This is a genomic window from Micromonospora sp. NPDC048930, from assembly GCF_043197935.1.
Classification (GTDB): Bacteria; Actinomycetota; Actinomycetes; order Mycobacteriales; family Micromonosporaceae; genus Micromonospora.
Genome location: NZ_JBICUB010000002.1, coordinates 170,039 through 188,955 on the forward strand (window position 1 = coordinate 170,039; position 18,917 = coordinate 188,955).

At 72.2% G+C, this 18,917-nt stretch carries 20 protein-coding genes; 8 read left to right on the top strand and 12 right to left on the bottom strand.

Annotation, left to right across the window (positions count from 1 at the left end; genetic code table 11):
* Nucleotides 1-39: 39 nt before the first annotated feature.
* The 3 genes from ACGFI9_RS06135 to otsB all read left to right on the top strand — a co-directional run bounded on the left by ACGFI9_RS06135 (nucleotide 40) and on the right by otsB (nucleotide 1,906).
* The gene (locus ACGFI9_RS06135; protein ID WP_393175543.1) at nucleotides 40-480 is read left to right on the top strand and encodes a helix-turn-helix domain-containing protein; all 441 of its coding nucleotides are present in this window, start codon (nucleotides 40-42) and stop codon (nucleotides 478-480) included.
* Between the two features lie 179 nt (nucleotides 481-659).
* Nucleotides 660-1,013, top strand: coding sequence for a hypothetical protein (locus tag ACGFI9_RS06140; RefSeq protein WP_393175545.1), 354 nt, complete (start codon nucleotides 660-662; stop codon nucleotides 1,011-1,013).
* Between the two features lie 68 nt (nucleotides 1,014-1,081).
* Entirely contained in the window at nucleotides 1,082-1,906 is an 825-nt protein-coding gene (otsB, locus tag ACGFI9_RS06145; RefSeq protein WP_393175547.1) for a trehalose-phosphatase, read from the top strand.
* Between the two features lie 202 nt (nucleotides 1,907-2,108).
* Here otsB and ACGFI9_RS06150 read toward each other — a convergent pair whose 3' ends face one another.
* The 4 genes from ACGFI9_RS06150 to ACGFI9_RS06165 all read right to left on the bottom strand — a co-directional run bounded on the left by ACGFI9_RS06150 (nucleotide 2,109) and on the right by ACGFI9_RS06165 (nucleotide 6,917).
* On the bottom strand, nucleotides 2,109-2,879 hold the full coding sequence (locus tag ACGFI9_RS06150) for an isoprenyl transferase (protein ID WP_393175549.1): 771 nt from the start codon (nucleotides 2,877-2,879) through the stop codon (nucleotides 2,109-2,111).
* Nucleotides 2,880-2,910: 31 nt separating this feature from the next.
* Nucleotides 2,911-4,077 (bottom strand): geranylgeranyl reductase family protein, encoded by a 1,167-nt coding sequence (locus ACGFI9_RS06155; RefSeq protein ID WP_393175551.1) that lies wholly within the window; start codon nucleotides 4,075-4,077, stop codon nucleotides 2,911-2,913.
* 94 nt (nucleotides 4,078-4,171) lie between these two features.
* Nucleotides 4,172-5,035: a hypothetical protein gene (locus tag ACGFI9_RS06160; protein WP_393175553.1), complete on the bottom strand. Its 864-nt coding sequence runs from the start codon at nucleotides 5,033-5,035 to the stop codon at nucleotides 4,172-4,174.
* 40 nt (nucleotides 5,036-5,075) lie between these two features.
* Complete coding sequence (locus ACGFI9_RS06165) at nucleotides 5,076-6,917, bottom strand: phosphoenolpyruvate carboxykinase (GTP) (protein WP_393175555.1); 1,842 nt, start codon at nucleotides 6,915-6,917, stop codon at nucleotides 5,076-5,078.
* 135 nt (nucleotides 6,918-7,052) lie between these two features.
* Here ACGFI9_RS06165 and ACGFI9_RS06170 point away from each other — a divergent pair, with 135 nt between their 5' ends.
* Nucleotides 7,053-7,931, top strand: a complete 879-nt coding sequence (locus ACGFI9_RS06170; protein WP_393176622.1) for a GtrA family protein — start codon at nucleotides 7,053-7,055, stop codon at nucleotides 7,929-7,931.
* A 63-nt stretch (nucleotides 7,932-7,994) separates the two neighbouring features.
* Nucleotides 7,995-8,693 (top strand): GtrA family protein, encoded by a 699-nt coding sequence (locus ACGFI9_RS06175; protein WP_393175557.1) that lies wholly within the window; start codon nucleotides 7,995-7,997, stop codon nucleotides 8,691-8,693.
* A 100-nt stretch (nucleotides 8,694-8,793) separates the two neighbouring features.
* Here ACGFI9_RS06175 and ACGFI9_RS06180 read toward each other — a convergent pair whose 3' ends face one another.
* On the bottom strand, nucleotides 8,794-9,366 hold the full coding sequence (locus ACGFI9_RS06180) for a PH domain-containing protein (RefSeq protein ID WP_393175559.1): 573 nt from the start codon (nucleotides 9,364-9,366) through the stop codon (nucleotides 8,794-8,796).
* 128 nt (nucleotides 9,367-9,494) lie between these two features.
* Complete coding sequence (locus tag ACGFI9_RS06185; RefSeq protein WP_393175561.1) at nucleotides 9,495-10,370, bottom strand: biotin--[acetyl-CoA-carboxylase] ligase; 876 nt, start codon at nucleotides 10,368-10,370, stop codon at nucleotides 9,495-9,497.
* A gap of 97 nt (nucleotides 10,371-10,467) precedes the next feature.
* On the opposite strand from ACGFI9_RS06185, the gene ACGFI9_RS06190 reads away from it, so the two are divergent.
* Nucleotides 10,468-12,051, top strand: coding sequence for an acyl-CoA carboxylase subunit beta (locus ACGFI9_RS06190; protein WP_393175563.1), 1,584 nt, complete (start codon nucleotides 10,468-10,470; stop codon nucleotides 12,049-12,051).
* A 47-nt stretch (nucleotides 12,052-12,098) separates the two neighbouring features.
* On the opposite strand, the gene ACGFI9_RS06195 is transcribed toward ACGFI9_RS06190, so the two are convergent.
* The 4 genes from ACGFI9_RS06195 to ACGFI9_RS06210 form a co-directional block, all read right to left on the bottom strand.
* A complete protein-coding gene (locus ACGFI9_RS06195) occupies nucleotides 12,099-12,968 on the bottom strand; it encodes a hypothetical protein (RefSeq protein ID WP_393175566.1) in 870 nt (289 codons plus the stop codon).
* Nucleotides 12,961-13,464 carry a SigE family RNA polymerase sigma factor gene (locus tag ACGFI9_RS06200; protein ID WP_393175568.1) on the bottom strand — a complete coding sequence of 168 codons (504 nt, stop codon included), beginning with the start codon at nucleotides 13,462-13,464 and terminating at the stop codon, nucleotides 12,961-12,963. Before ACGFI9_RS06200 ends, ACGFI9_RS06195 begins: the two co-directional genes overlap by 8 nt.
* Before the next feature lie 58 nt (nucleotides 13,465-13,522).
* On the bottom strand, nucleotides 13,523-14,506 hold the full coding sequence (locus ACGFI9_RS06205) for a ketopantoate reductase family protein (protein WP_393175570.1): 984 nt from the start codon (nucleotides 14,504-14,506) through the stop codon (nucleotides 13,523-13,525).
* Nucleotides 14,507-14,571: 65 nt separating this feature from the next.
* Nucleotides 14,572-15,315, bottom strand: a complete 744-nt coding sequence (locus ACGFI9_RS06210) for a M50 family metallopeptidase (protein WP_393175572.1) — start codon at nucleotides 15,313-15,315, stop codon at nucleotides 14,572-14,574.
* Nucleotides 15,316-15,515: 200 nt separating this feature from the next.
* Here ACGFI9_RS06210 and ACGFI9_RS06215 point away from each other — a divergent pair, with 200 nt between their 5' ends.
* Nucleotides 15,516-16,268 carry a GH25 family lysozyme gene (locus tag ACGFI9_RS06215; RefSeq protein ID WP_393175574.1) on the top strand — a complete coding sequence of 251 codons (753 nt, stop codon included), beginning with the start codon at nucleotides 15,516-15,518 and terminating at the stop codon, nucleotides 16,266-16,268.
* A gap of 73 nt (nucleotides 16,269-16,341) precedes the next feature.
* On the opposite strand, the gene ACGFI9_RS06220 is transcribed toward ACGFI9_RS06215, so the two are convergent.
* Nucleotides 16,342-16,572: a hypothetical protein gene (locus tag ACGFI9_RS06220; RefSeq protein ID WP_393175576.1), complete on the bottom strand. Its 231-nt coding sequence runs from the start codon at nucleotides 16,570-16,572 to the stop codon at nucleotides 16,342-16,344.
* Nucleotides 16,573-16,657: 85 nt separating this feature from the next.
* Nucleotides 16,658-18,610, bottom strand: coding sequence for a protein kinase (locus ACGFI9_RS06225; protein ID WP_393175578.1), 1,953 nt, complete (start codon nucleotides 18,608-18,610; stop codon nucleotides 16,658-16,660).
* Between the two features lie 91 nt (nucleotides 18,611-18,701).
* Here ACGFI9_RS06225 and ACGFI9_RS06230 point away from each other — a divergent pair, with 91 nt between their 5' ends.
* Nucleotides 18,702-18,914, top strand: a complete 213-nt coding sequence (locus ACGFI9_RS06230) for an acyl-CoA carboxylase subunit epsilon (protein ID WP_393175580.1) — start codon at nucleotides 18,702-18,704, stop codon at nucleotides 18,912-18,914.
* The last annotated feature ends 3 nt before the right edge of the window (nucleotides 18,915-18,917 follow it).

Sequence of the window (18,917 nt, forward strand, 5' to 3'; positions counted from 1 at the left end):
GGTCACCCCGGCACGGGAGACTGGTCGTACCGTCACGGGGTGACCGAGACGGCCAACGCACGGAAGATCGCCTTCGCCACCTTCGTCCGCCGGGCACTGGACGACGCGCGCGCGATGCGGGCCTGGAGCGGCACCGAGGTCTCCCGGCGCACCGGCGTCTCCCGGCAGACCATCAACCGTTGGGTACGCGGCGACTGGGCCAGCGACCCCGAGGTGGAGCGGGTGGTCGCCTTCTGCGAGGGGCTGGGCCTCAACCCGGCGGCGGCGTTCGCCGCACTGGGCTGGGACCGGGCCACGGCACCACGCACCGCCCCCACCCCGCCCCCGATGGACCCCGACGTCGAGGCGCTGCTGCGCCGGCTGGTGGACCCGAACGTCTCCGACGCGGAGAAGTTCCACATTCGAGAAACCATTCGCTACCTCGCTTACCGCCCGACGATGCCGGCTGATGCGGGAAAACGAGGCAGACAGGCCGGATAGCCGACCCGCCAGGTAGTTCCGCAAATGGCGAAAGAACGGCAGGACAGATCCGATCGATCCCCACCGGGCCCGGATCGGACACGCTAGCGTCCCTGTTTGTACTGCTCGGGGCTCGTCATCGGCGGGGGGACGGGACACAGCCGAACTCAGCCCTGCGGGACAGAAGGAGGGGTCTGTCCATGACCCTGAAATGGTTGGCAGTCGTGGTCGCGGTGGTGTCGGTGACATCGTGCGTGACCGGCAATGTGGTGGTCGGTGTGCTGAACGGCGGACAGCTTCCCCTGGTCGTCAACCTCTTCGCCCTCACCACGGCCGGCACCGCGGTGGTTCTCGCCGTCGTCGCCGAACTGCACGACCGGCTGAACGACCGGGTCAGCGCGCTCACCGAATTCCTGGTGGCGCGGCTCAACGAGATCGAGGCGCACACCGGCGACCGGAACACCGGTTTCGTGGAGGGCTACCTGCTCAGCCACGGCCAGGACGCGGCCGTGGTGCCGTTCGGGCGCCGGGGACGGGGAGCCGCCGAACGCTGACCCGAGCGCCGCAGGACGTCACATCTCGGCCACGAATATGCCACCGTGCCCGGGGTACGCTGACGCGCGTGCCGCCGTTGAATCTGGGCAACCAGCAGCCGAGGACCCCGTTGGACGCTGAGCACGCGTGGCGCGCCACGGCCGCCCGCGCGGCCGACGTGGTGTTCTTCTTCGACTTCGACGGCACTCTCGCGCCGGTTGACGACGACCCCACCGCAGTACAGCCCGCGCCGAAGGTGCTGGCCGCGCTGGAGGCGCTCGCCCCCCGCGTACGCCGGGTCGCCATCGTCTCGGCCCGCCCGGTGGAGTTCCTCCGCGACCAGCTCGGCGGTCTCGCCGGCATCGACCTGTACGGGCTCTACGGCCTGGAGCACAGCCACTCCGGCGGCGAGACGGTCACCGAGCCGGCGGCCCTGCCCTGGGTGCCCACCATGGCCGAACTGGCCGAGCAGGCCCGGGCCGAGCTGCCGCCGGGCGCCCTGGTGGAGTTCAAGCGGCTCTCCGTCGCGTTGCACTGGCGGACCGCCCCGCAGCTCGGCGACCTGGTGCAGGAGTGGGGCCGGGCCCGGGCCGATCGGCTGGGGCTGCGCTGCCAGGCCGGGCGGATGGTGCTGGAGCTGAAGCCTCCGGTCGACCGGGACAAGGGCATGGTCATCGGCGAGGTGGTCCGGGAGGCCGGCGGCGCCTGGTACTTCGGCGACGACGTCTCCGACATCAAGGCCTTCGCCGCGCTGCGCGCCCGGGCCGCCGCCGACCCGGACTTCCTGGGCGTCTGCGTCGCGGTCGCCAACCCGGAGACCGGTCACGAGGTCGCCGACGCCGCCGACCTCACCCTCGACTCCCCCGCCGCCCTCGCCGACTTCCTCACCCACGCCCTCCCCCAACTGCCCTGACCCACCCCACCCCCAGCCCCAGCCCCAGCCCCAGCCCCAGCCCCAGCCCCAGCCCCAGCCCCAGCCCCAGCCCCAGCCCCAGCGATCTTGCACTTTCGGTGGGAACAAAAGCGGCAAAGGCCTGCGAAACGCCAACCGGAACTGCAAGATCGCCGCGCGCCCGGGGGGGGCGACGCCGGCGGGGCGGGGCGGGTGGGAGCGGTCAGACGCCGAAGCGGCGTTGGCGGGTGGCGTAGGAGCGGAGGGCGCGGAGGAAGTCGACCCGGCGGAAGTCGGGCCAGTTGAGTTCGCAGAAGTAGAACTCGGAGTGGGCGCTCTGCCAGAGCATGAACCCGGAGAGCCGCTGCTCGCCGCTGGTCCGGATGATCAGATCCGGGTCGGGCAGGCCCTTGGTGTAGAGGTGCTCGGAGATGTGGTCGACGTCGATCGAGTTGGCCAGCTCCTCGATGGTGCCGCCGGCCGCCGCGTGCTCCAGCAGCAGCGAGCGGACCGCGTCGGCGATCTCGCGCCGGCCGCCGTACCCGACCGCGATGTTGACCTGCGCCCCGCCGCTGCGCTCCCGGGTGCGCTCCTCGGCCGCCTTGAGGGCCGCGGCGTGGTGGGCGGGCAGCACGTCCAGCGCGCCGACCATCCGCAGCCGCCACGGGTTGCCCTCCTCGGCCAGCTCCGTGGTGAGGTCCTCGATGATCTGGAGCAGCGGATCCAGCTCGGCGGCCGGCCGGGAGAGGTTGTCGGTGGAGAGCAGCCAGAGCGTGACGTGCCCGACGCCGGCCGCGTCGCACCAGCGCAGCAGCTCCTTGATCCGCTCGGCGCCCATCCGGTGGCCGTCGTTCGGATCCACGAAGCCCATCTCCCGGGCCCATCTGCGGTTGCCGTCGCACATCACGCCGACGTGCCGGGGCACCGGCTTGCCCGCGAGCTTCGCCGTCAGCCGGCGCTCGTACACGGAGTAGAGGAGTTTCCGCAGAGTCATCACCTTGCAGGGTAGCGACCAGGATTGAAGATCAGTGCCGCGGTGGCCGATCCCGCGTGCCGAGACCGATGCCGATCATGGCCAGGGTACGCGCATCGAGACGTCCGTCACCCAGTCCCAGCTCCACCACGGTCCGGTAGACCCGGTCGTCCCGGCGGGCGGCCCGGACCGCCCCGTCCACCACCCACCGGCGCCGGGCCAGCCAGGCCGCGGCCGAGCTGTGCCGCAGGTGCGTCCCGAGCCGGCGGCGCAGGGTGTCGGCGTACCGGCGGGCGGCCCGGTCCGGGGCCGCGACGGCCGCCGCGCCGGCCAGCGCCCCGGACCGCAGCGCGTAGAAGATCCCCTCACCGGTGAACGGATTGATCAGCGAGAGCGCGTCGCCGGCCAGCACGACCCGGCCCCGGCCCGGTGCCGGCCGGTGCGTGGAGAGCGGCAGGTGGTGGGCGCGCAGGTCGGTCACCGTGGCCGGATCGGTGCCGGGGAGCAGGGCGGCCAGCCGGTCCAGCAGGTGCGCCCGGGTCAACGGCTCGCCGCGTAGCACCTCCCCGTACCCGACGTTCGCCCGGCCGTCCCCGATCGGGAAGGACCAGGCGTACGCCGGCCAGCGCGGCGACGAGGTGACGATGAGCTGCTCGGGCGGGCCGGGCAGCGCCGGAGCGTAGCCCCGGATGGCGAGCGCGAGGTGGCGGTCCGGGTTGACCGGGTGGCCGAGCGCCCGGCGCAGCACCGAGCCGGCGCCGTCCGCCCCGACCACCGCCCGCGCGGCCAGTTCCCCGTCGAGCACCACCCGGTCGGCGCGCTGCTCCACCCGGCGTACGGTGTGCCGGCGCACCTCGGCGCCGGCCGCGACCGCCGCCGCCACGAGGCGGGCGTCGAACACCTGCCGGGGCACCGTGTACGCGGGCCGGGGCAGCGCCCGGGCCACCGTGCCGCCACCGGGGCCGACGAGGCGCAACGCCGGCAACGGGGCGTACCCGTCGACCGCGCCGGTCACCCCCAGCTCGGCGAGGACGTCCAATGCGTGCGCCGCGATCCCGTCCCCGCAGGCCTTGTCCCGCGGGAAGTCGTACCGGTCCAGCAGCAGCACCCGGCCCCCGCCCCGCCGCGCCGCCAGCGCGGCGGCGACCCCCGCCGGCCCGGCTCCGACCACGATCACGTCGTACTCGTCCGCCACCCCACCATCCTCCCCCGCACCCACCCCGCTTCCGCCCCGCCGCGCCCCACCGCCCGCCACCCACCCGCGTTGATCATGAAGTTGGCGGCAGTGGCGGAGATCGAGATGGCCGCCAAACTCATGATCGACGTGACGGGTCACCGGGAGAGGTGGCGCGGTGGAGGGACCAGAGGCAGAGCAGGGCGGCGGCCAGGAGGGGGGCACCGTCGCGGACGAGGCCGTCCACGCCGAGGAGCCACCAGCACAGCGGCAGGTCGATCGCGAGGCTGCCGAGGGTGACGACGACCAGGAACTTCCGCGCCCAGCGCCGGTCACGCAGCAGGAACGCGGTGCAGAACAGCACCAGGTAGCTGACCACGATGCCGGCGGCGAACCAGAACAGCACCGCCGGCACCGCGCTGAGCCGGCCGTCGAGTACGGAGCCACCGGCGACCAGCGCCGGGACCAGCATCAGTGGGCTGTAGGTGAACGCGGCCACCCGGGCGGTGAGCAGCCAGCCGGTGACCGGCGGCCGTTTCGGCGTGACCTCCCGCCAGGAGATCACCCCGCCCTCGACGACCAGGCCCTTGCGGTGCCGGACCAAATGCCCGGCGACCGCGTCCGAGCGGTACAGCAGCACCACCACGGCCAGACAGAGCGCGGTGAGCAGCCCGAACCCGAGCAGGCCGGGCAGCGGCGGCACCCCCGACCGGGGTACGACCAGTCGCCCCACCGCGAAGACCGTGGTGACCGCCAGGATCAGCCCGAACGGCCTGGCCGCCACCCGGCCCCGGTTGACGTGCCCGATCAGCACCAGGAAACCGAGCGAGCGGAGCAGCGCCCAGCCGGTGCGTACCGCGAGGCCGAACTCCTGCTCCGGGGCGTACCAGTAGTTGAGCAGCTCGACCACGACGGTGGCCGCGGCCGTGACGGCGAGCAGGGTGGTGAGCGCCCGGACGGCGGACGGCCGCCGAACCTCGACAGGTTCGGCGGCCGTCCTCATGGGATCCGATGGTGCCCGGTACGGGCAACCGTCACACCTCCTACCGCTGCGGCTCCGCGTCCAGCCGGGCGCGCAGCGCGTCCAGCTCGGCCCAGAGGACGCCGGGGAGCTTGTCCCCGAACTTCTCGAACCACTCGGTGACCAGCGGCAGCTCGTTGCGCCACTCCTCCGGGTCGACCTTGAGCGCGATCCGGACGTCCTCCGGGGTCATGTCCAGGCCCTCGACGTCGAGCGCGTCCAGGGCGGGAACCATGCCGATCGGGGTCTCGACGGCCTCGGCGGTGCCCTCGATCCGCTCGATGACCCACTTGAGCACCCGGGAGTTCTCGCCGAAGCCCGGCCAGAGGAAGTTGCCCTCGGGGTCCTTGCGGAACCAGTTCACGTAGTAGATCTTGGGCAGCTTGGCCTCGTCGCCGTCGACGCCCTTGCCCATCTCGATCCAGTGCCGGAAGTAGTCACCGGCGTGGTATCCGATGAACGGCAGCATGGCCATCGGGTCGCGGCGCACGACGCCGACCGCGCCGGACGCGGCGGCGGTCGTCTCCGAGGAGAGCGTGGCCCCCATGTAGACGCCGTGCACCCAGTCCCGGGCCTCGGTGACCAGCGGGACGGTGTCCCGGCGCCGGCCGCCGAACAGGATCGCGTCGATCGGGACGCCGTTCGGGTCGTAGTAGTCCTCGGCCAGGATCGGGCACTGCGTGATCGGGGTGCAGAACCGGCTGTTCGCGTGCGAGGAGAGGTTCTCGCTCTCCGGCGTCCAGTCGTTGCCCTTCCAGTCGATCAGGTGGGCCGGCGGCTCGCCCATGCCCTCCCACCAGATGTCGCCGTCGTCGGTGAGGGCCACGTTGGTGAAGACGGAGTTGCCGCGGTCCAGCGTCCGCATCGCGTTGGCGTTGGTCTTCCAGTCGGTGCCCGGCGCGACGCCGAAGAGGCCGAACTCCGGGTTGATCGCGTAGAGGCGGCCGTCCGGGCCGAACCGCATCCAGGCGATGTCGTCGCCGATGGTCTCGACCTTCCAGCCCGGGATGGTCGGCTCCAGCATGGCGAGGTTGGTCTTGCCGCAGGCCGACGGGAAGGCGCCGGCGATGTGGTAGACCTTGCCCTCCGGCGAGGTGATCTTGAGGATCAGCATGTGCTCGGCGAGCCAGCCCTCGTCGCGGCCCATCACGCTGGCGATGCGCAGCGAGTAGCACTTCTTGCCGAGCAGCGAGTTGCCGCCGTAACCGGAGCCGAACGACCAGATCTCCCGGGTCTCCGGGAAGTGCGAGATGTACTTGGTGTCGTTGCACGGCCACGGCACGTCCTGCTGGCCCGGCGCGAGCGGGGCGCCGATCGAGTGCAGCGCCTGCACGAAGTCGGCGTCGTCGCCCATCGCCTCCAGGATCTTGGCGCCCATCCGGGTCATGATGCGCATCGAGGCGACCACGTAGCCGCTGTCGGTGATCTCGACACCGAACATGGGCTTCTCCGCCTCGACCGGGCCCATGACGAACGGGATGACGTACATCGTGCGTCCGCGCATGCAGCCGCGGTACAGCTCCGTCATCGTCCGCTTCATCTCGGCCGGCGCCATCCAGTTGTTGGTGGGGCCGGCGTCCGCCTCGTCGACGGAGCAGATGAAGGTCCGCTCCTCGACCCGGGCGACGTCCGTCGGGTCGGTCCGCGCGTAGAACGAGTTGGGCTTCTTCTCGGGATTCAGCCGGATCAGGGTGCCGTTCTCGACGAGCTCGTCGGTGAGGCGACGCCACTCCTCATCGGACCCGTCCACCCAGACCACCCGGTCGGGGGTGGTCAGTTCCGCGACCTCACGTACCCAGGCGAGCAGTTTGGGGTGGGACGTCGGGGCCTGATCGATACCCCGAACAGTAGCCGGAGCAACCATGTCACATCTCCTTGTGGTCGACGCTGACCGATGTATGGGATGCACGAGTTCTGGCGAGCTGGTGCGTCGCCTCGTGGAAACCTGGGATTGGGCTCAGCGTAAACCGGCCTGCCTCGCGAGTCAGTGGGACTGGTTGTGAAGAACTGCACAAGGTACGGCCACGCTGCGGCATCGCGATCTGATACCCGCTTTCGCGCGCAGTTTCACGCAAATCTTGCGGAGAACCTTGGACAGGCCCCGACGACGCGGACCGGTGACGGACGCCCGATGCGCCTAAGCACACCTCGGTGTCGCGAACGACGATTCCGTGATCCCGTCCACAATTACGCGACAGCCGGTCACCCTCCGCTCACGCGGCCCGGAAACGCCGGTGGCCGTCGGGCGCGGCCCGGGTCGCCGGGCACGCGGGTCCCACTCTCTGTCTTGTTACCGCTCCCACGGGCATGGAACCGGTACTCTCGGCGGGTGGCCGCGACGATGACCCGGGACCAGGAGGGGTCTCCGCACACCCGCCCGGGCCTGTTCGGCGCACTCGTCGACCGCTTCGGGCACCTGGTCCGCGAACTGAGCAAGTTCGCCACGGTGGGCGGGTTCGCGTTCCTGGTCGACTTCGCGCTCTTCAACTACCTGGCCAGCGTCCGGCACGTACCGCCGGTGGCGGCGAAGACCATCTCCACGGTGATCGCGGCCACCCTGGCGTTCCTCGGCAACCGGTTCTGGACCTGGCGGCACCGCCAGCGCTCCCACCCGGCCCGGGAGTACGCGCTCTTCTTCTTCTTCAACGGGGTGGGCCTGGGCATCGCGGTCGCCTGCCTCGCCATCAGTCGCTACGGGTTGGGCAGCATCTGGCCCGAGGTGTTCCAGACCCCACTGGCCGACAACATCGCCAGCTTCATCGTCGGCACCGGCCTCGGGACGCTGTTCCGATTCTGGTCGTACCGGCGGTTCGTTTTCGTGGAGGCGGGAACTCCCCCCGTTCCGGGAACGAGCCACGACCGAGAGTCCGGGGCGTGACCTACCGCCCACCCCGTCCCGCCGGGCCGAGTCGGCCCTGCCCGCTGCCCTAAGGTGTTCCGCATGCCTCTTGTCCGTCTACTGCCCGAGCGCTGGCAGAAGTTCGTCCACGAGGCGCTCAAATTCGGCGTCGTCGGCGGCATCAACACCGTCATCAATTACGCGGTGTTCAATGCGCTGGCACTCACGGTTTTCCGTAACGGCCAGCTCAAGGCGACGGTGGTCGCGACCATCGTGGCCACGATCACGTCGTATCTGATGAACCGGCACTGGACGTACCGGGACCGACCGAAGTCCGCACTCAAGCGCGAATACGCGCTGTTCTTCCTGTTCAACGCCACCGGCCTGCTCATCGAACTCGGCGTGCTGGCGGCGGCGAAGTACGGCCTCGGCGTGACCAGCCTGCTGATGCTGAACGTGGCGAAGACCGGGGGCGTGCTGCTGGCCACCCTGTTCCGCTTCTGGTCGTACCGGACCTTCGTCTTCCAACCGGTCCCGCAGCACGCCGAGGAGAACTGGCACGCCATTCCCCGGGACGAGTGGGACAACGTGGCGGAGCTGGACCCGGTGGCCGAACTGGCCGAGTCGGTCAGCGAGCTGGAGGAGACCGAGCCCCGGCCGGGGCACGTGGTGAAGCGACGGGGCGACTTCGCCCCGCCGCAGGGTCGCCCCGCCCCCGCGGAAGCCGGCCTCGGCGGCACCCTGGACGCCGAGCTGGCCGCCGAACTCCAGCCCACCCTCCGCCGCTCGCCCCGCCGCTGACCGCCGCTGACCCGGTCCTGGTCGATCAAGGAGTTCGCGTCGGGAAAGTTCCCGATCCCGACACGAACTCCTTGATCATCACCGCGATGGATCCGGGGGGTCAGGCGGAGGGGTCGCGGAGGGGCTTGCCCTCGGTCATGTCGGCCAGGATCTCGCGCATCTCGCCGTCGCCCAGGCTGTGCTTGTCGTGGTGGGCCTCGACCAGCTCGTAGAGCTTGGTCTGCACCTTGTCGACGTGCGGCACGTCGGTGAGCACCGACTGGCCACGCTCACCCGCCGACTCGATGGTCAGCGTGCCGCAGCCGAGCAGCCGCTCCACGAACCGCTGGTGCATCGAGTGGTCGTTGATCCGGGTCAGCGGCAGGTCCCGCCGGTTGCGGGAGAAGACCCCCTCCTGGAGCAGCACCCGCTCGTTGGTGAAGAGGTAGTGGGTGGTGCGCCAGATCAGGAACGGCCACAGGCCCAGCCAGAGCACCAGCGCCAGGCCGAGCGCGGCGATCACGTAGAGCGCGATCGTGCCGCCGTCACCTTCGGGCAGCAGGACCCAGCCCGCGACCACCGCCGCGACGGCGAGCACCAGCACCAGGATCGGCCGGATCAGGGCCTTCCAGTGCGGGTGCAGGTGCAGCACGACGTGCTCGTCCTCGGTGAGCACGTCTTCGGGGAACGCCACGGGAACCTCCTCGCAGAACAGGACGCGCTGACCGTAACCGGTCGGCGCTCGCCCGGGGATCAGCCGCGCGGCGGGTGTTAAGAAGCGGCCCCTCCTCTACCGGAGGCGTTAACAAGGGGCCCTTCCTTTCAGCGCAGATGCAGCACGTCGCCCGCCGCGAGACGCAACTGGCCCTCCGCCCCGTCGACCAGGAGCTGGCCGTCGGCGTCCACCCCGGTGGCCGTGCCCTGCACCTCCCGCCCGTCCGGGAGCAGCACCCGGACCTGCCGGCCCACCGTCGCGCAGGCCGCCACGTACGCCTCCCGCAGGCCGCTGGCGACCGCGTCACCGCCGGCCGAGCGCCACCGGTCGTACCAGTCGGCGAGGGCGCGGAGCAGGGCGCGCAGCAGCGGGTCGCGGTCGGTGGCGGCGGCCCCGGCGAGCTGGAGCGAGGTGGCCGGCAGCCCGGTGGGGTTCTCCGGCAGCTCGTCGGCGCGGAGGGTGACGTTCAGGCCGATGCCGACCACGATGGCTGGCGGCTGGGCCGCTGAGTCGCCCGGCACCGCCTCGGCCAGCACTCCGGCGCACTTCGCGCCGTCGATCAGCAGGTCGTTGGGCCACTTCAGGCGGGCGTCCAGCTCGGCCAGCCGGGCCACCGCCTCGACCAGGGCGACCCCGGCGAGCAGCGGCAGCCAGCCGTACCCCTGGGGTGGCACGGGCGACCAGCCGCGCTCCGCGACGGCCTCACCGGGGCGGAGCAGGACGCTGGTCGCGATGCCGGCCCGGGGCGGCGACTGCCAGACCCGGCCCCGGCGGCCGCGCCCGGCGGTCTGCCGCTCGGCCACCACCACCAGGCCCTCCGGCTCGCCGGCCCGCGCCGCCTCGACGGCGTCCGCGTTGGTCGAGCCGGTCTCGGCGCGCAGCTCCAGGCGGCGCCAGGGCCCGTGTGGGGCGACCAGCGCGCGCCGCAGCCGGGCCGCCGAGAGCGGCGGGCGGTCGAGATCGGTGTACGGCGAGCCGGACATCCCGTCAGCCTACGGCCCGGCACCGCGCCGGTCGCCGGGAAGCTGGTGAGGCACACTGCACAGCCGCACCGACCTGAACCATCGTTATATTCCGTGGGTGACTACCGAGACCGGGATCAACATCCACACGACCGCCGGCAAGCTGGCGGACCTGGAGCGACGGCTCGACGAGGCGGTGCACGCCGGGTCGGCGCGGGCGGTCGAGAAGCAGCACGCGCGGGGCAAGAAGACCGCCCGGGAGCGGATCGAGATGCTCCTCGACGAGGGCTCCTTCGTCGAGATGGACGAGTTCGCCCGGCACCGCTCCACCAACTTCGGCCTGGAGCGGACCCGGCCGTACGGCGACGGCGTGGTGACCGGCTACGGCACGGTGGACGGCCGGCAGGTCTGCGTCTTCGCGCAGGACTTCACCGTCTTCGGCGGTTCCCTCGGCGAGGTCTTCGGCGAGAAGATCGTCAAGCTGATGGACCTGGCCATGAAGATCGGCTGCCCGGTCATCGGCATCAACGACTCCGGCGGCGCCCGGATCCAGGAGGGGGTCGCCTCGCTCGGCCTCTACGGGGAGATCTTCTTCCGCAACGTCCGGGCCAGCGGCGTCATCCCGCAGATCTCCCTGATCATGGGCCCCTGCGCGGGCGGCGCGGTCTACTCCCCGGCGGTCACCGACTTCACCGTGATGGTCGACCAGACCTCGCACATGTTCATCACCGGCCCCGACGTGATCAAGACGGTCACCGGCGAGGACGTGGGCATGGAGGAGCTGGGCGGCGCGCGCACCCACAACGCGCGCAGCGGCAACGCGCACTACCTCGGCACCGACGAGGAGGACGCGATCGAGTACGTCAAGGCGCTGCTGTCGTACCTGCCGTCGAACAACCTGGACGAGCCGGTCGTCTACGACGCCCCGGCCGAGCTGGAGATCACCGACGCGGACCGGGAGCTGGACACGCTGATCCCGGACTCGGCGAACCAGCCGTACGACATGCACCGGGTGCTCGAGCACGTCCTCGACGACGGCGAGTTCCTCGAGGTCCAGCCGCTGTACGCGCAGAACATCGTGGTCGGCTTCGGCCGGGTCGAGGGCCGCCCGGTGGGCGTGGTCGCCAACCAGCCGATGCAGTTCGCCGGCACCCTCGACATCGCCGCCTCGGAGAAGGCGGCCCGGTTCGTCCGGACCTGCGACGCGTTCAACATCCCGGTGCTGACCTTCGTGGACGTGCCCGGCTTCCTCCCCGGCACCGGGCAGGAGTGGGACGGCATCATCCGGCGCGGCGCGAAGCTCATCTATGCGTACGCCGAGGCCACCGTCCCGAAGGTCACCGTGATCACCCGGAAGGCGTACGGCGGCGCGTACGACGTGATGGGCTCCAAGCACCTCGGCGCCGACCTGAACTTCGCCTGGCCCACCGCGCAGATCGCGGTGATGGGCGCGCAGGGCGCGGTGAACATCCTCTACCGGCAGGAACTGGCCAACGCCGAGGACCCGGCCGCGGTCCGGGCCGAGAAGATCGCCGAGTACGAGGACACCCTGGCCAACCCGTACATCGCCGCCGAGCGCGGGTACGTCGACGGGGTCATCCCGCCGCACGAGACCCGTACCCAGATCGTCCGGGCGCTGCGGGTGCTGCGTACCAAGCGCGAGACGCTGCCGCCGAAGAAGCACGGCAACATCCCGCTGTAGTGGTTCCCGTCGAGGCCCTGCCGGACGTCCGGCAGGGCCTCGACGCGTCAGCAGCCGGGGTTCGCGGCGAGGCACATCCGGTCGGCCGCGGCCCGCCCCACGTCGAGCAGTCTCGCCTCGGTGACCGTGCTGCCCGGCACACCGGGGCGGAGCGGCTCTCCCGGCCGCAGCACGGTGACCAGGTCGCCGACCCGGACGACCAGCGTGTACTCGGCCGCCATCGGAAATTGGGCCGGCCCGCCGGTGGCCGAGTCCGTCAGCTGGGTCACCGTGTGCCGCAGCAGGGCCGACCGGTCACCGGCGAAGTCGCGGGCGGCCACGCTCCAGCCGTGCACGAACGTGAGGGTGACCGGGCCGCCGTCCCGCTGGACGGTGTTCGCCTGCCGCCACGACGCGCAGGCCGCGACGAGTCGGTCGAGGTCGGTGAAGACGGCGTCCGCCGACGCCGACCGGTAGACGTCCTGACTGATCACCGGGCTCCGGTGGGTGGCGAACCCGTCCACCGCCTGGGTGCCGATCAGGGTCTGCGAGCGGGAGAAGCGCGACTCGGCCGGGGCCGGCGACACCCCCTGGTCCCGCCCGCAGCCGGCGAGCACGTCGTCGACCCGGACCCGCTCGCCGAGGCCGGTGTCGCCGAGCCGCTCGTCGCTGCTCACCGGCACGTCGGCCGGGTCCAGCATCGCCTCGGTCGGGATCTCCGCATGTCCGCCGACGGAAGCGGCCGGGGACGGCGCCGGGGCCTGGGCCCGGCCCACGAGGACGGCGGAGACCGAGGCGACCGCCAGCACCGCCGCAGCGGCGGCGATCGCCGTACGCCGGCTGCGGCGCCGGGCCGTGGCCCGGATCTCGGCCGGCTCGGGCCAGCGGACGTCCCGCAGGTCCCGCGCCAACAGTTCGACGAACGTATCGTCACGCATCTGCGGCCTCCTCCTCCAGATCCACGACGGCGAGCAGCCCGGCGAGCGCGGCCCGCCCCCGGGACAACCGGGCCTTGACGGTGCCCACCGGCGCCTCGGTCTCCCGCGCCACCTCGGCCACCGGCATGCCGAGCAGGTAGTGCAACGCGATGGCGGTGCGCTGGGCCTCGGGCAGCCGGCGCAACGCGGCCACCACCTCCAGCGTTTCGGTGCTCGGCGCGGGGACGTCCGCCGGCGCCCCGTGCCGCAGGTACGCGTGGGCCCGGCTCCGCAGGCTGCGCCACCGGCTCACCGCGACCCGGCTGGCCACCACCCGCACCCAGGACTCCGGGTCGTCATACCCGGACACCGTCGACCAGCGCTGCCAGGCCCGGATGTACGCCTCCTGCACGGCGTCCTGCGCCTCGGCCAGGTCACCGGTGAGCACGTAGACGAAGCCGAGCAGCCGTTGCCGGCTGCCCCGGTAGAACTCGTCGAATCCGTCGCTGTCGGGCACCTGTCACCTCCCCGTGTTCGCAGGGGACACGCCTGGCGCCCGGCGTGCGGTTGCCCGGTCAGCCGACCATTTTCTCCAGCTCGGCGAGGGGGAAGCGGCCGGCGGGGATCCGCTCGCGGACCGCCCGACGGACGGCGGCCTGGACGGCCTCGTTCGCCGGGGTCGGTACGCCGTGCAGCCGGCCGAGCAGCACGATCTCGCCGTTGAGGTGGTCGGCCTCGGCGGAACCGGCGCCCCGGGCCAGGCTCTGCCAGGTGGAGCCGCCGGCCCGCTCCTCCCCGTCGACGGGCCGGTGCCGTACCCGGTCACCCCGCTCGGCGGCCTCCTCCTCCCGCGTGGTGTGCGGGATGCCGGCGGCGGCGAGCGCCGCCTCCCCCTCGGCGCGTACCCGGGCGGCGAGCGGCTCGGGGATGTCCGAGCCGAGCAGGGCCTGCAGGCCGTTGCCGAGGTTGCCGAGCAGCTTGCCGTACTTCCAGCGCATCACGTCGTCGCGCACCGGGGCGACGAACCCGGCGGCGCCCAGGTCGGCGGCGATCGCCCGGCTGGTGTCGTCCGATCCGGACGGGTAGCGGCCGAGGTGGAGCATGCCCGGATGCGGGTGCCCGTTGGCGACGACCACACCCGGTTCCAGGTGGGTGGCGGGCAGCCAGACGCAGACCGGGTGCACCCGGGCGAAGAGCCGCAGCGCGGCCCGCTCGTTGGCGACGCCGTTCTGGGCGAGCACGACCGGCAGCCGCTCGCCCGCCGTGCCGCCGCCCTCGACCGGGGCGTCCACCCAGGTGGCCAGCGCGGCCTCGGTGTCCTGCGACTTGACGGTCAGCACCAGCACCGTGTCGGCGGGCAGCGGGTGCTCGTCGGGCCCGGCCACCGCGGGCAGCCGGCCGGTCACCGTGCCGTCCGGCGTCCGCAGGGTCAGGCCCCGCTCCTGGATCGCGGCCAGGTGCGCGCCGCGGGCCACCAGCGTCACGTCGCGGCCGGCCTCCCCCAGCCGTACGCCGATGGTGCCGCCGACCGCGCCCGCTCCGATGATCACGTACCGCATCTGTCCGATTCTGCCCTGGCCCGGGTCGGGCCGCCGCAGCCAGGTGGCAGAGCCAGCGTGGGGGGTCAGATGGTGAGGCCGGCGTCGGTGAGGATCGGGCCGGCGAGCAGCAGCGCGCCGACGGCGAGCGTGGCCAGGCTGACCAGCATGAAGACGCCCACCCAGAACAGCGGCGGGAACGGCGTGAGCCGGGCGAGCTGATCGGCGTCGGACTGCGGCATCCGGCCCCGGCTGCGCAGCCGTTGCAGCTCCACCACCGGGCGTACGCCGCCGAGCAGCAGGAACCACACCGAGGTCCAGGCGAAGGCGGCCTGCACCTGCGGGGACGCGTACCAGGAGACGGCGAGCACCACACCGCCGGTGACCAGCAGCGACAGCACGCCGAACACGTTGCGGATCATGACCAGCATGGCCAGCAGCAGCGCCACCGCGACCCAGAGCAGCAGGGTGATCCGGTTGCCGGCGAGCAGCCACGCCCCGGCGAGACCGACCAGCGACGGGGCGACGTACCCGGCGAGCAGGGTGAGGATCATGCCCGGGCCGGTGGGGCGCCCGGCCGAGAGGGTCAGCCCGGAGGTGTCCGAGTGCAGCCGGATGCCGCGCAGCTTCCGGCCGGTGAGCAGCGCCACCAGCGCGTGGCCGCCCTCGTGGGCGATGGTCACCGCGTTGCGGGCGATCCGCCAGGGCAGCCGGGTGGCCACCACCACGACCGCGACGACGGCGGTGAGCAGGACCAGCAACGGCGGCGGGTCGGGCTGCGCGCTCATCAACTTGTCCCAGATGGTGGTCAGGCCGTCGAGGAGGGGCATGGCCGGGGAGCCTACCGCCCAGAACGCAGTTGTCGATCGTCTGGTCAAGATGCGGCTTTACGCAATCGTCCGGATCCCGTGCTCGATGAGACATCCGGGCGACGATGACCGTCGATGAAAATTTCTTTAAGCCCTCTTGTGATCTTGGGTAGTTACCTCCAAGTATGGTCGTCAATCAATTGACGTCCATGGAGGCTTCAATGGTCCGTAGACTGTCCGTACGCCGGCTGCTCGCCGCCGGTCTCACCGTCGTCGCCACCGCGGCGGCGGCCCTCGTCGCCACCGCCGGACCGGCGGCCGCGGCTACCACCCCCGGCATCGACGTCTCCCACTACCAGGGCACGATCAACTGGACCAGCGTGCGCAACGCCGGCATCCAGTTCGCCTTCATCAAGGCCACCGAGGGCACCAGCTACAAGGACCCGGCCTTCAACTCCAACTACACCAACGCCTACTACGCCGGCGTGATCCGCGGCGCCTACCATTTCGCCCGGCCGAACATCTCCGGCGGCGCGGCCCAGGCCGACTACCTGGCCAGCAACGGCGGCGCCTGGTCCGCCGACAGCCGTACCCTGCCGGCCGCCCTCGACCTGGAGGCCAACCCCTACAGCGGCGGCTACTGCTACGGCCTGACCACCTCCGGGATGCGCACCTGGATCAGCGACTTCCTCAACCGCTACAAGGCCCGCACCACCCGCTACGCGGTCATCTACACCACCACCAGCTGGTGGAACCAGTGCACCGGCAGCTGGACCGGCCCCTGGGCCAACCACCCCCTCTGGATCGCCCGCTGGTCCACCTCCCCGGGCACCCTGCCCGCCGGCGCCCCCGTCTGGAGCTTCTGGCAGTACACCGCCAGCGGCTCGGTCTCCGGCATCAGCGGCAGCGTCGACCGCGACTACTGGAACGGCGACCGTACCCGCCTGATCGCCCTGGCCAACAACACCGCCTGATCCCCAGCCACGACAGCGACCGGCGGCAGCGGGACCACCCGGTCCGGCTGCCGCCGTCGTCTGTGCTGCCTGGTCAGGCCCTGCGTCGCGGGCCGGCCGACACGGGGACGGCGCCCCGCCCGGTCAGGGTGGTCCACCGGGCCAGCCGCCACGTCGCCACCCCCGCGACGACGAGGGCCACGACCGTGAGCACCGCGACCGGCGCGGACAGACCCGCGCTCACCAGCAGCAGGACGATGTCCCCGAGCGCGACCAGCATCCACAGTGCCAGCCGGGGCCCGGTGTCCTTGTGTCGGTGGCCCATGTCGTACCTCCTTCCGTCGTCGCGGGTTCAGTACCCCGTACGACGGAAGGCCATGCGAGCCAGTTTCACAGCGGGAGTCCCCGACTCAGTTCTCCCGGTCCGGCTGGAAGCCCTTGATGATGGTGTTCCAGCTCGCCAGGTCGGCCTCCCAGGAACTCGCGGGCACCTCCCAGCGCAGGGCATAGCCCCGGTTGCTGGCGGTGGCCACGCCGCGGTTGCGGACGTGGAAGCGAACCCCGTCCCGCGTCTCCAACCAGTCCCAGTCCGCGCAGGTCCGGTACCAGTCGCAGCGCTTGATTCCCAAGTTCTGATAGTTGTCCACGCGGCTCGCGCGGTTCGGCTCCTGCTGCTGCCAGTCCGCGACCGCGTCCTTCTTTGGCGTCGGCGTCCACTGGATGAGCAGCACTCGGTTCGCGCCACCGACCTCGTACAGCACCACCGAGTTGTCGGCGGAGCGCACCCTCGCCTTCCACCCCTTCGGGATCGGCACCTTGAACCCGATCGGCCCCTCGTACAACTGCCAGCCCGCCGGCAGGGCGAAGCCGGTGGCAGAGGGGGTCGCCGACGGGGTCGGGCTGGGGGCTGCGCTGCTCGGGGCGGCCGAGGTGGGTGCGGCGCTGGTCGGGGCCGGGGCACCCGTCGTGGCGGCGGCCGGCTGCCCGCCGTCGTCGCCCTTGTCGTCGCCGCGGTTGAGCAGCGGCACCGCCACCAGGAGGCCGAGCAGCAGCAGCGCGACCAGCGCGCCGATCAGCAGGTTGCGGCGGTTGCGCTCCGGCTTCGTACCCGGAATGACCGCGGCCCGGCCGGTCGACGGCGCCGGGCTCACCGGCGCGGCCAGGACGGAGGTCGGGTTCTTCGGCGGAGACGGCGGCGTGTTCGGGACGGCCGGCGCGTCGTCCACCCGGGTCTCGTCGAGGGCCGGGGAGGGATCGTCCACCCGGGTGTCGTCGACGGCCGGCGGTGGCGTGGGGTCGAGCTTCGTGGTCGGCTCGGCCGCAGGCGGACTCACCTTCGCGGTCGGTGCCGCGTCGGCGGAGTCGGTCGCCCCGACGGCGGCCCCCGCAGCCGCCGTACCCGGGGCGAACACGCGCGGGGTGGACGGCCGCGCGGAGCGCTCGTCCGTGGGGCGCGGCGGCGGCACCAGCGGCGGGCGCGGCTCGCGCGGACCGTTCGGCCCCGGCCGGCGTACGCCGTCCAGCAGCGAGATGCTCTTCGCGCGCCGGCCGGCGGCCTTGCGGAGCAGGCGCTCCGCCACGTCGGCGGTGATCCGCTCGGCCGGGTCCTTGCGCAGCAGCCCTTGGAGGACCGGCTTGAGCGGCCCGGCGTTCTTCGGCGGCGGCAGCGGCTCGGTGGCCAGCGCGGCCAGGGTGGCGATCGCCGACGGCCGGGCGTACGGCGACTTGCCCTCCACGGCCGCGTAGAGGGTCGCGCCCAGCGACCAGAGGTCGGCCTCCGGACCCGCCGTGCCGTCCCGCGCCCGCTCCGGCGCGATGTACGCGGGCGAGCCGAGCACCATGCCGGTGCGGGTGACGTTCGGGTCGCCCGGGATGGTGGCCAGGCCGAAGTCGGTGAGCACCACCCGGCCGTCGTTGCCGAGCAGCACGTTGCCCGGCTTGACGTCGCGGTGCATGATGCCGGCCTTGTGCGCGGCCTTCAGCGCGCCCAGCACCCCGAGGCCGATCTCGACGGCCTTCGCCGGCGACACCGGGCCGTCCTCGGCGATGGTGTCCTGCAAGGACTTCGACGGCACGTACTCCATGACGATCCACGGATCGCCGTCGGTACGCAGCACGTCGAAGATGCGGACCACGTTGATGTTGTTGAGCCGGGCGATCGCCCGCGCCTCCCGCAGCGAGCGCTCGCGCATCTCCCGGCGTTCCTCCGGGGTGAGGCTGGGCGGCGGGACGAGTTCCTTGATCGCCACGTCCCGGTGCAGCACCTCGTCACGCGCTTTCCACACCCGACCCATGCCGCCCTGCCCGAGCGGCGAGATGAGCCGGTACCGGTCGGCGACAAGTTGGGGAAGCGCGTTAGACATCGCTGAGACGGTACCCGGCAGCCTCAACCCGCACACCGCCGGCACGCCACTGTGCGGCGAAGGTCAAGTTCTCGACGCGTACCCTGAAGGCATGTCTGCCGAAGAGCCGCTGTTCCGGATCGTCCGCGGGGTGCCCACCGCCGAGGAGCTGGCCGCGCTGGTCGGCGCGATCGTCGTGCGGACCCGACCGACGGCCGCCCCCGCGCCGGCCACCGTCTCGCACTGGGCGCGCAGCGCCCGTCCGGCGGGCGCCGCGCCCGTCGCCGGTCCGGGCGCGTGGCGCGCCTCCGGCCTGCCCCGCTGACCC

Bases quoted from the DNA above. Each gene is read 5' to 3' on its own strand.
- ACGFI9_RS06165 (WP_393175555.1), bottom strand. From the start codon at position 6,917: ATGGTTGCTCCGGCTACTGTTCGGGGTATCGATCAGGCCCCGACGTCC.
- ACGFI9_RS06220 (WP_393175576.1), bottom strand. From the start codon at position 16,572: ATGGGCCACCGACACAAGGACACCGGGCCCCGGCTGGCACTGTGGATG.
- ACGFI9_RS06140 (WP_393175545.1), top strand. From the start codon at position 660: ATGACCCTGAAATGGTTGGCAGTCGTGGTCGCGGTGGTGTCGGTGACA.
- ACGFI9_RS06215 (WP_393175574.1), top strand. From the start codon at position 15,516: ATGGTCCGTAGACTGTCCGTACGCCGGCTGCTCGCCGCCGGTCTCACC.
- ACGFI9_RS06150 (WP_393175549.1), bottom strand. From the start codon at position 2,879: ATGACTCTGCGGAAACTCCTCTACTCCGTGTACGAGCGCCGGCTGACG.
- ACGFI9_RS06210 (WP_393175572.1), bottom strand. From the start codon at position 15,315: ATGCCCCTCCTCGACGGCCTGACCACCATCTGGGACAAGTTGATGAGC.
- ACGFI9_RS06175 (WP_393175557.1), top strand. From the start codon at position 7,995: ATGCCTCTTGTCCGTCTACTGCCCGAGCGCTGGCAGAAGTTCGTCCAC.
- ACGFI9_RS06225 (WP_393175578.1), bottom strand. From the start codon at position 18,610: ATGTCTAACGCGCTTCCCCAACTTGTCGCCGACCGGTACCGGCTCATC.
- ACGFI9_RS06160 (WP_393175553.1), bottom strand. From the start codon at position 5,035: ATGAGGACGGCCGCCGAACCTGTCGAGGTTCGGCGGCCGTCCGCCGTC.
- ACGFI9_RS06185 (WP_393175561.1), bottom strand. From the start codon at position 10,370: ATGTCCGGCTCGCCGTACACCGATCTCGACCGCCCGCCGCTCTCGGCG.
- ACGFI9_RS06205 (WP_393175570.1), bottom strand. From the start codon at position 14,506: ATGCGGTACGTGATCATCGGAGCGGGCGCGGTCGGCGGCACCATCGGC.
- ACGFI9_RS06195 (WP_393175566.1), bottom strand. From the start codon at position 12,968: ATGCGTGACGATACGTTCGTCGAACTGTTGGCGCGGGACCTGCGGGAC.
- ACGFI9_RS06230 (WP_393175580.1), top strand. From the start codon at position 18,702: ATGTCTGCCGAAGAGCCGCTGTTCCGGATCGTCCGCGGGGTGCCCACC.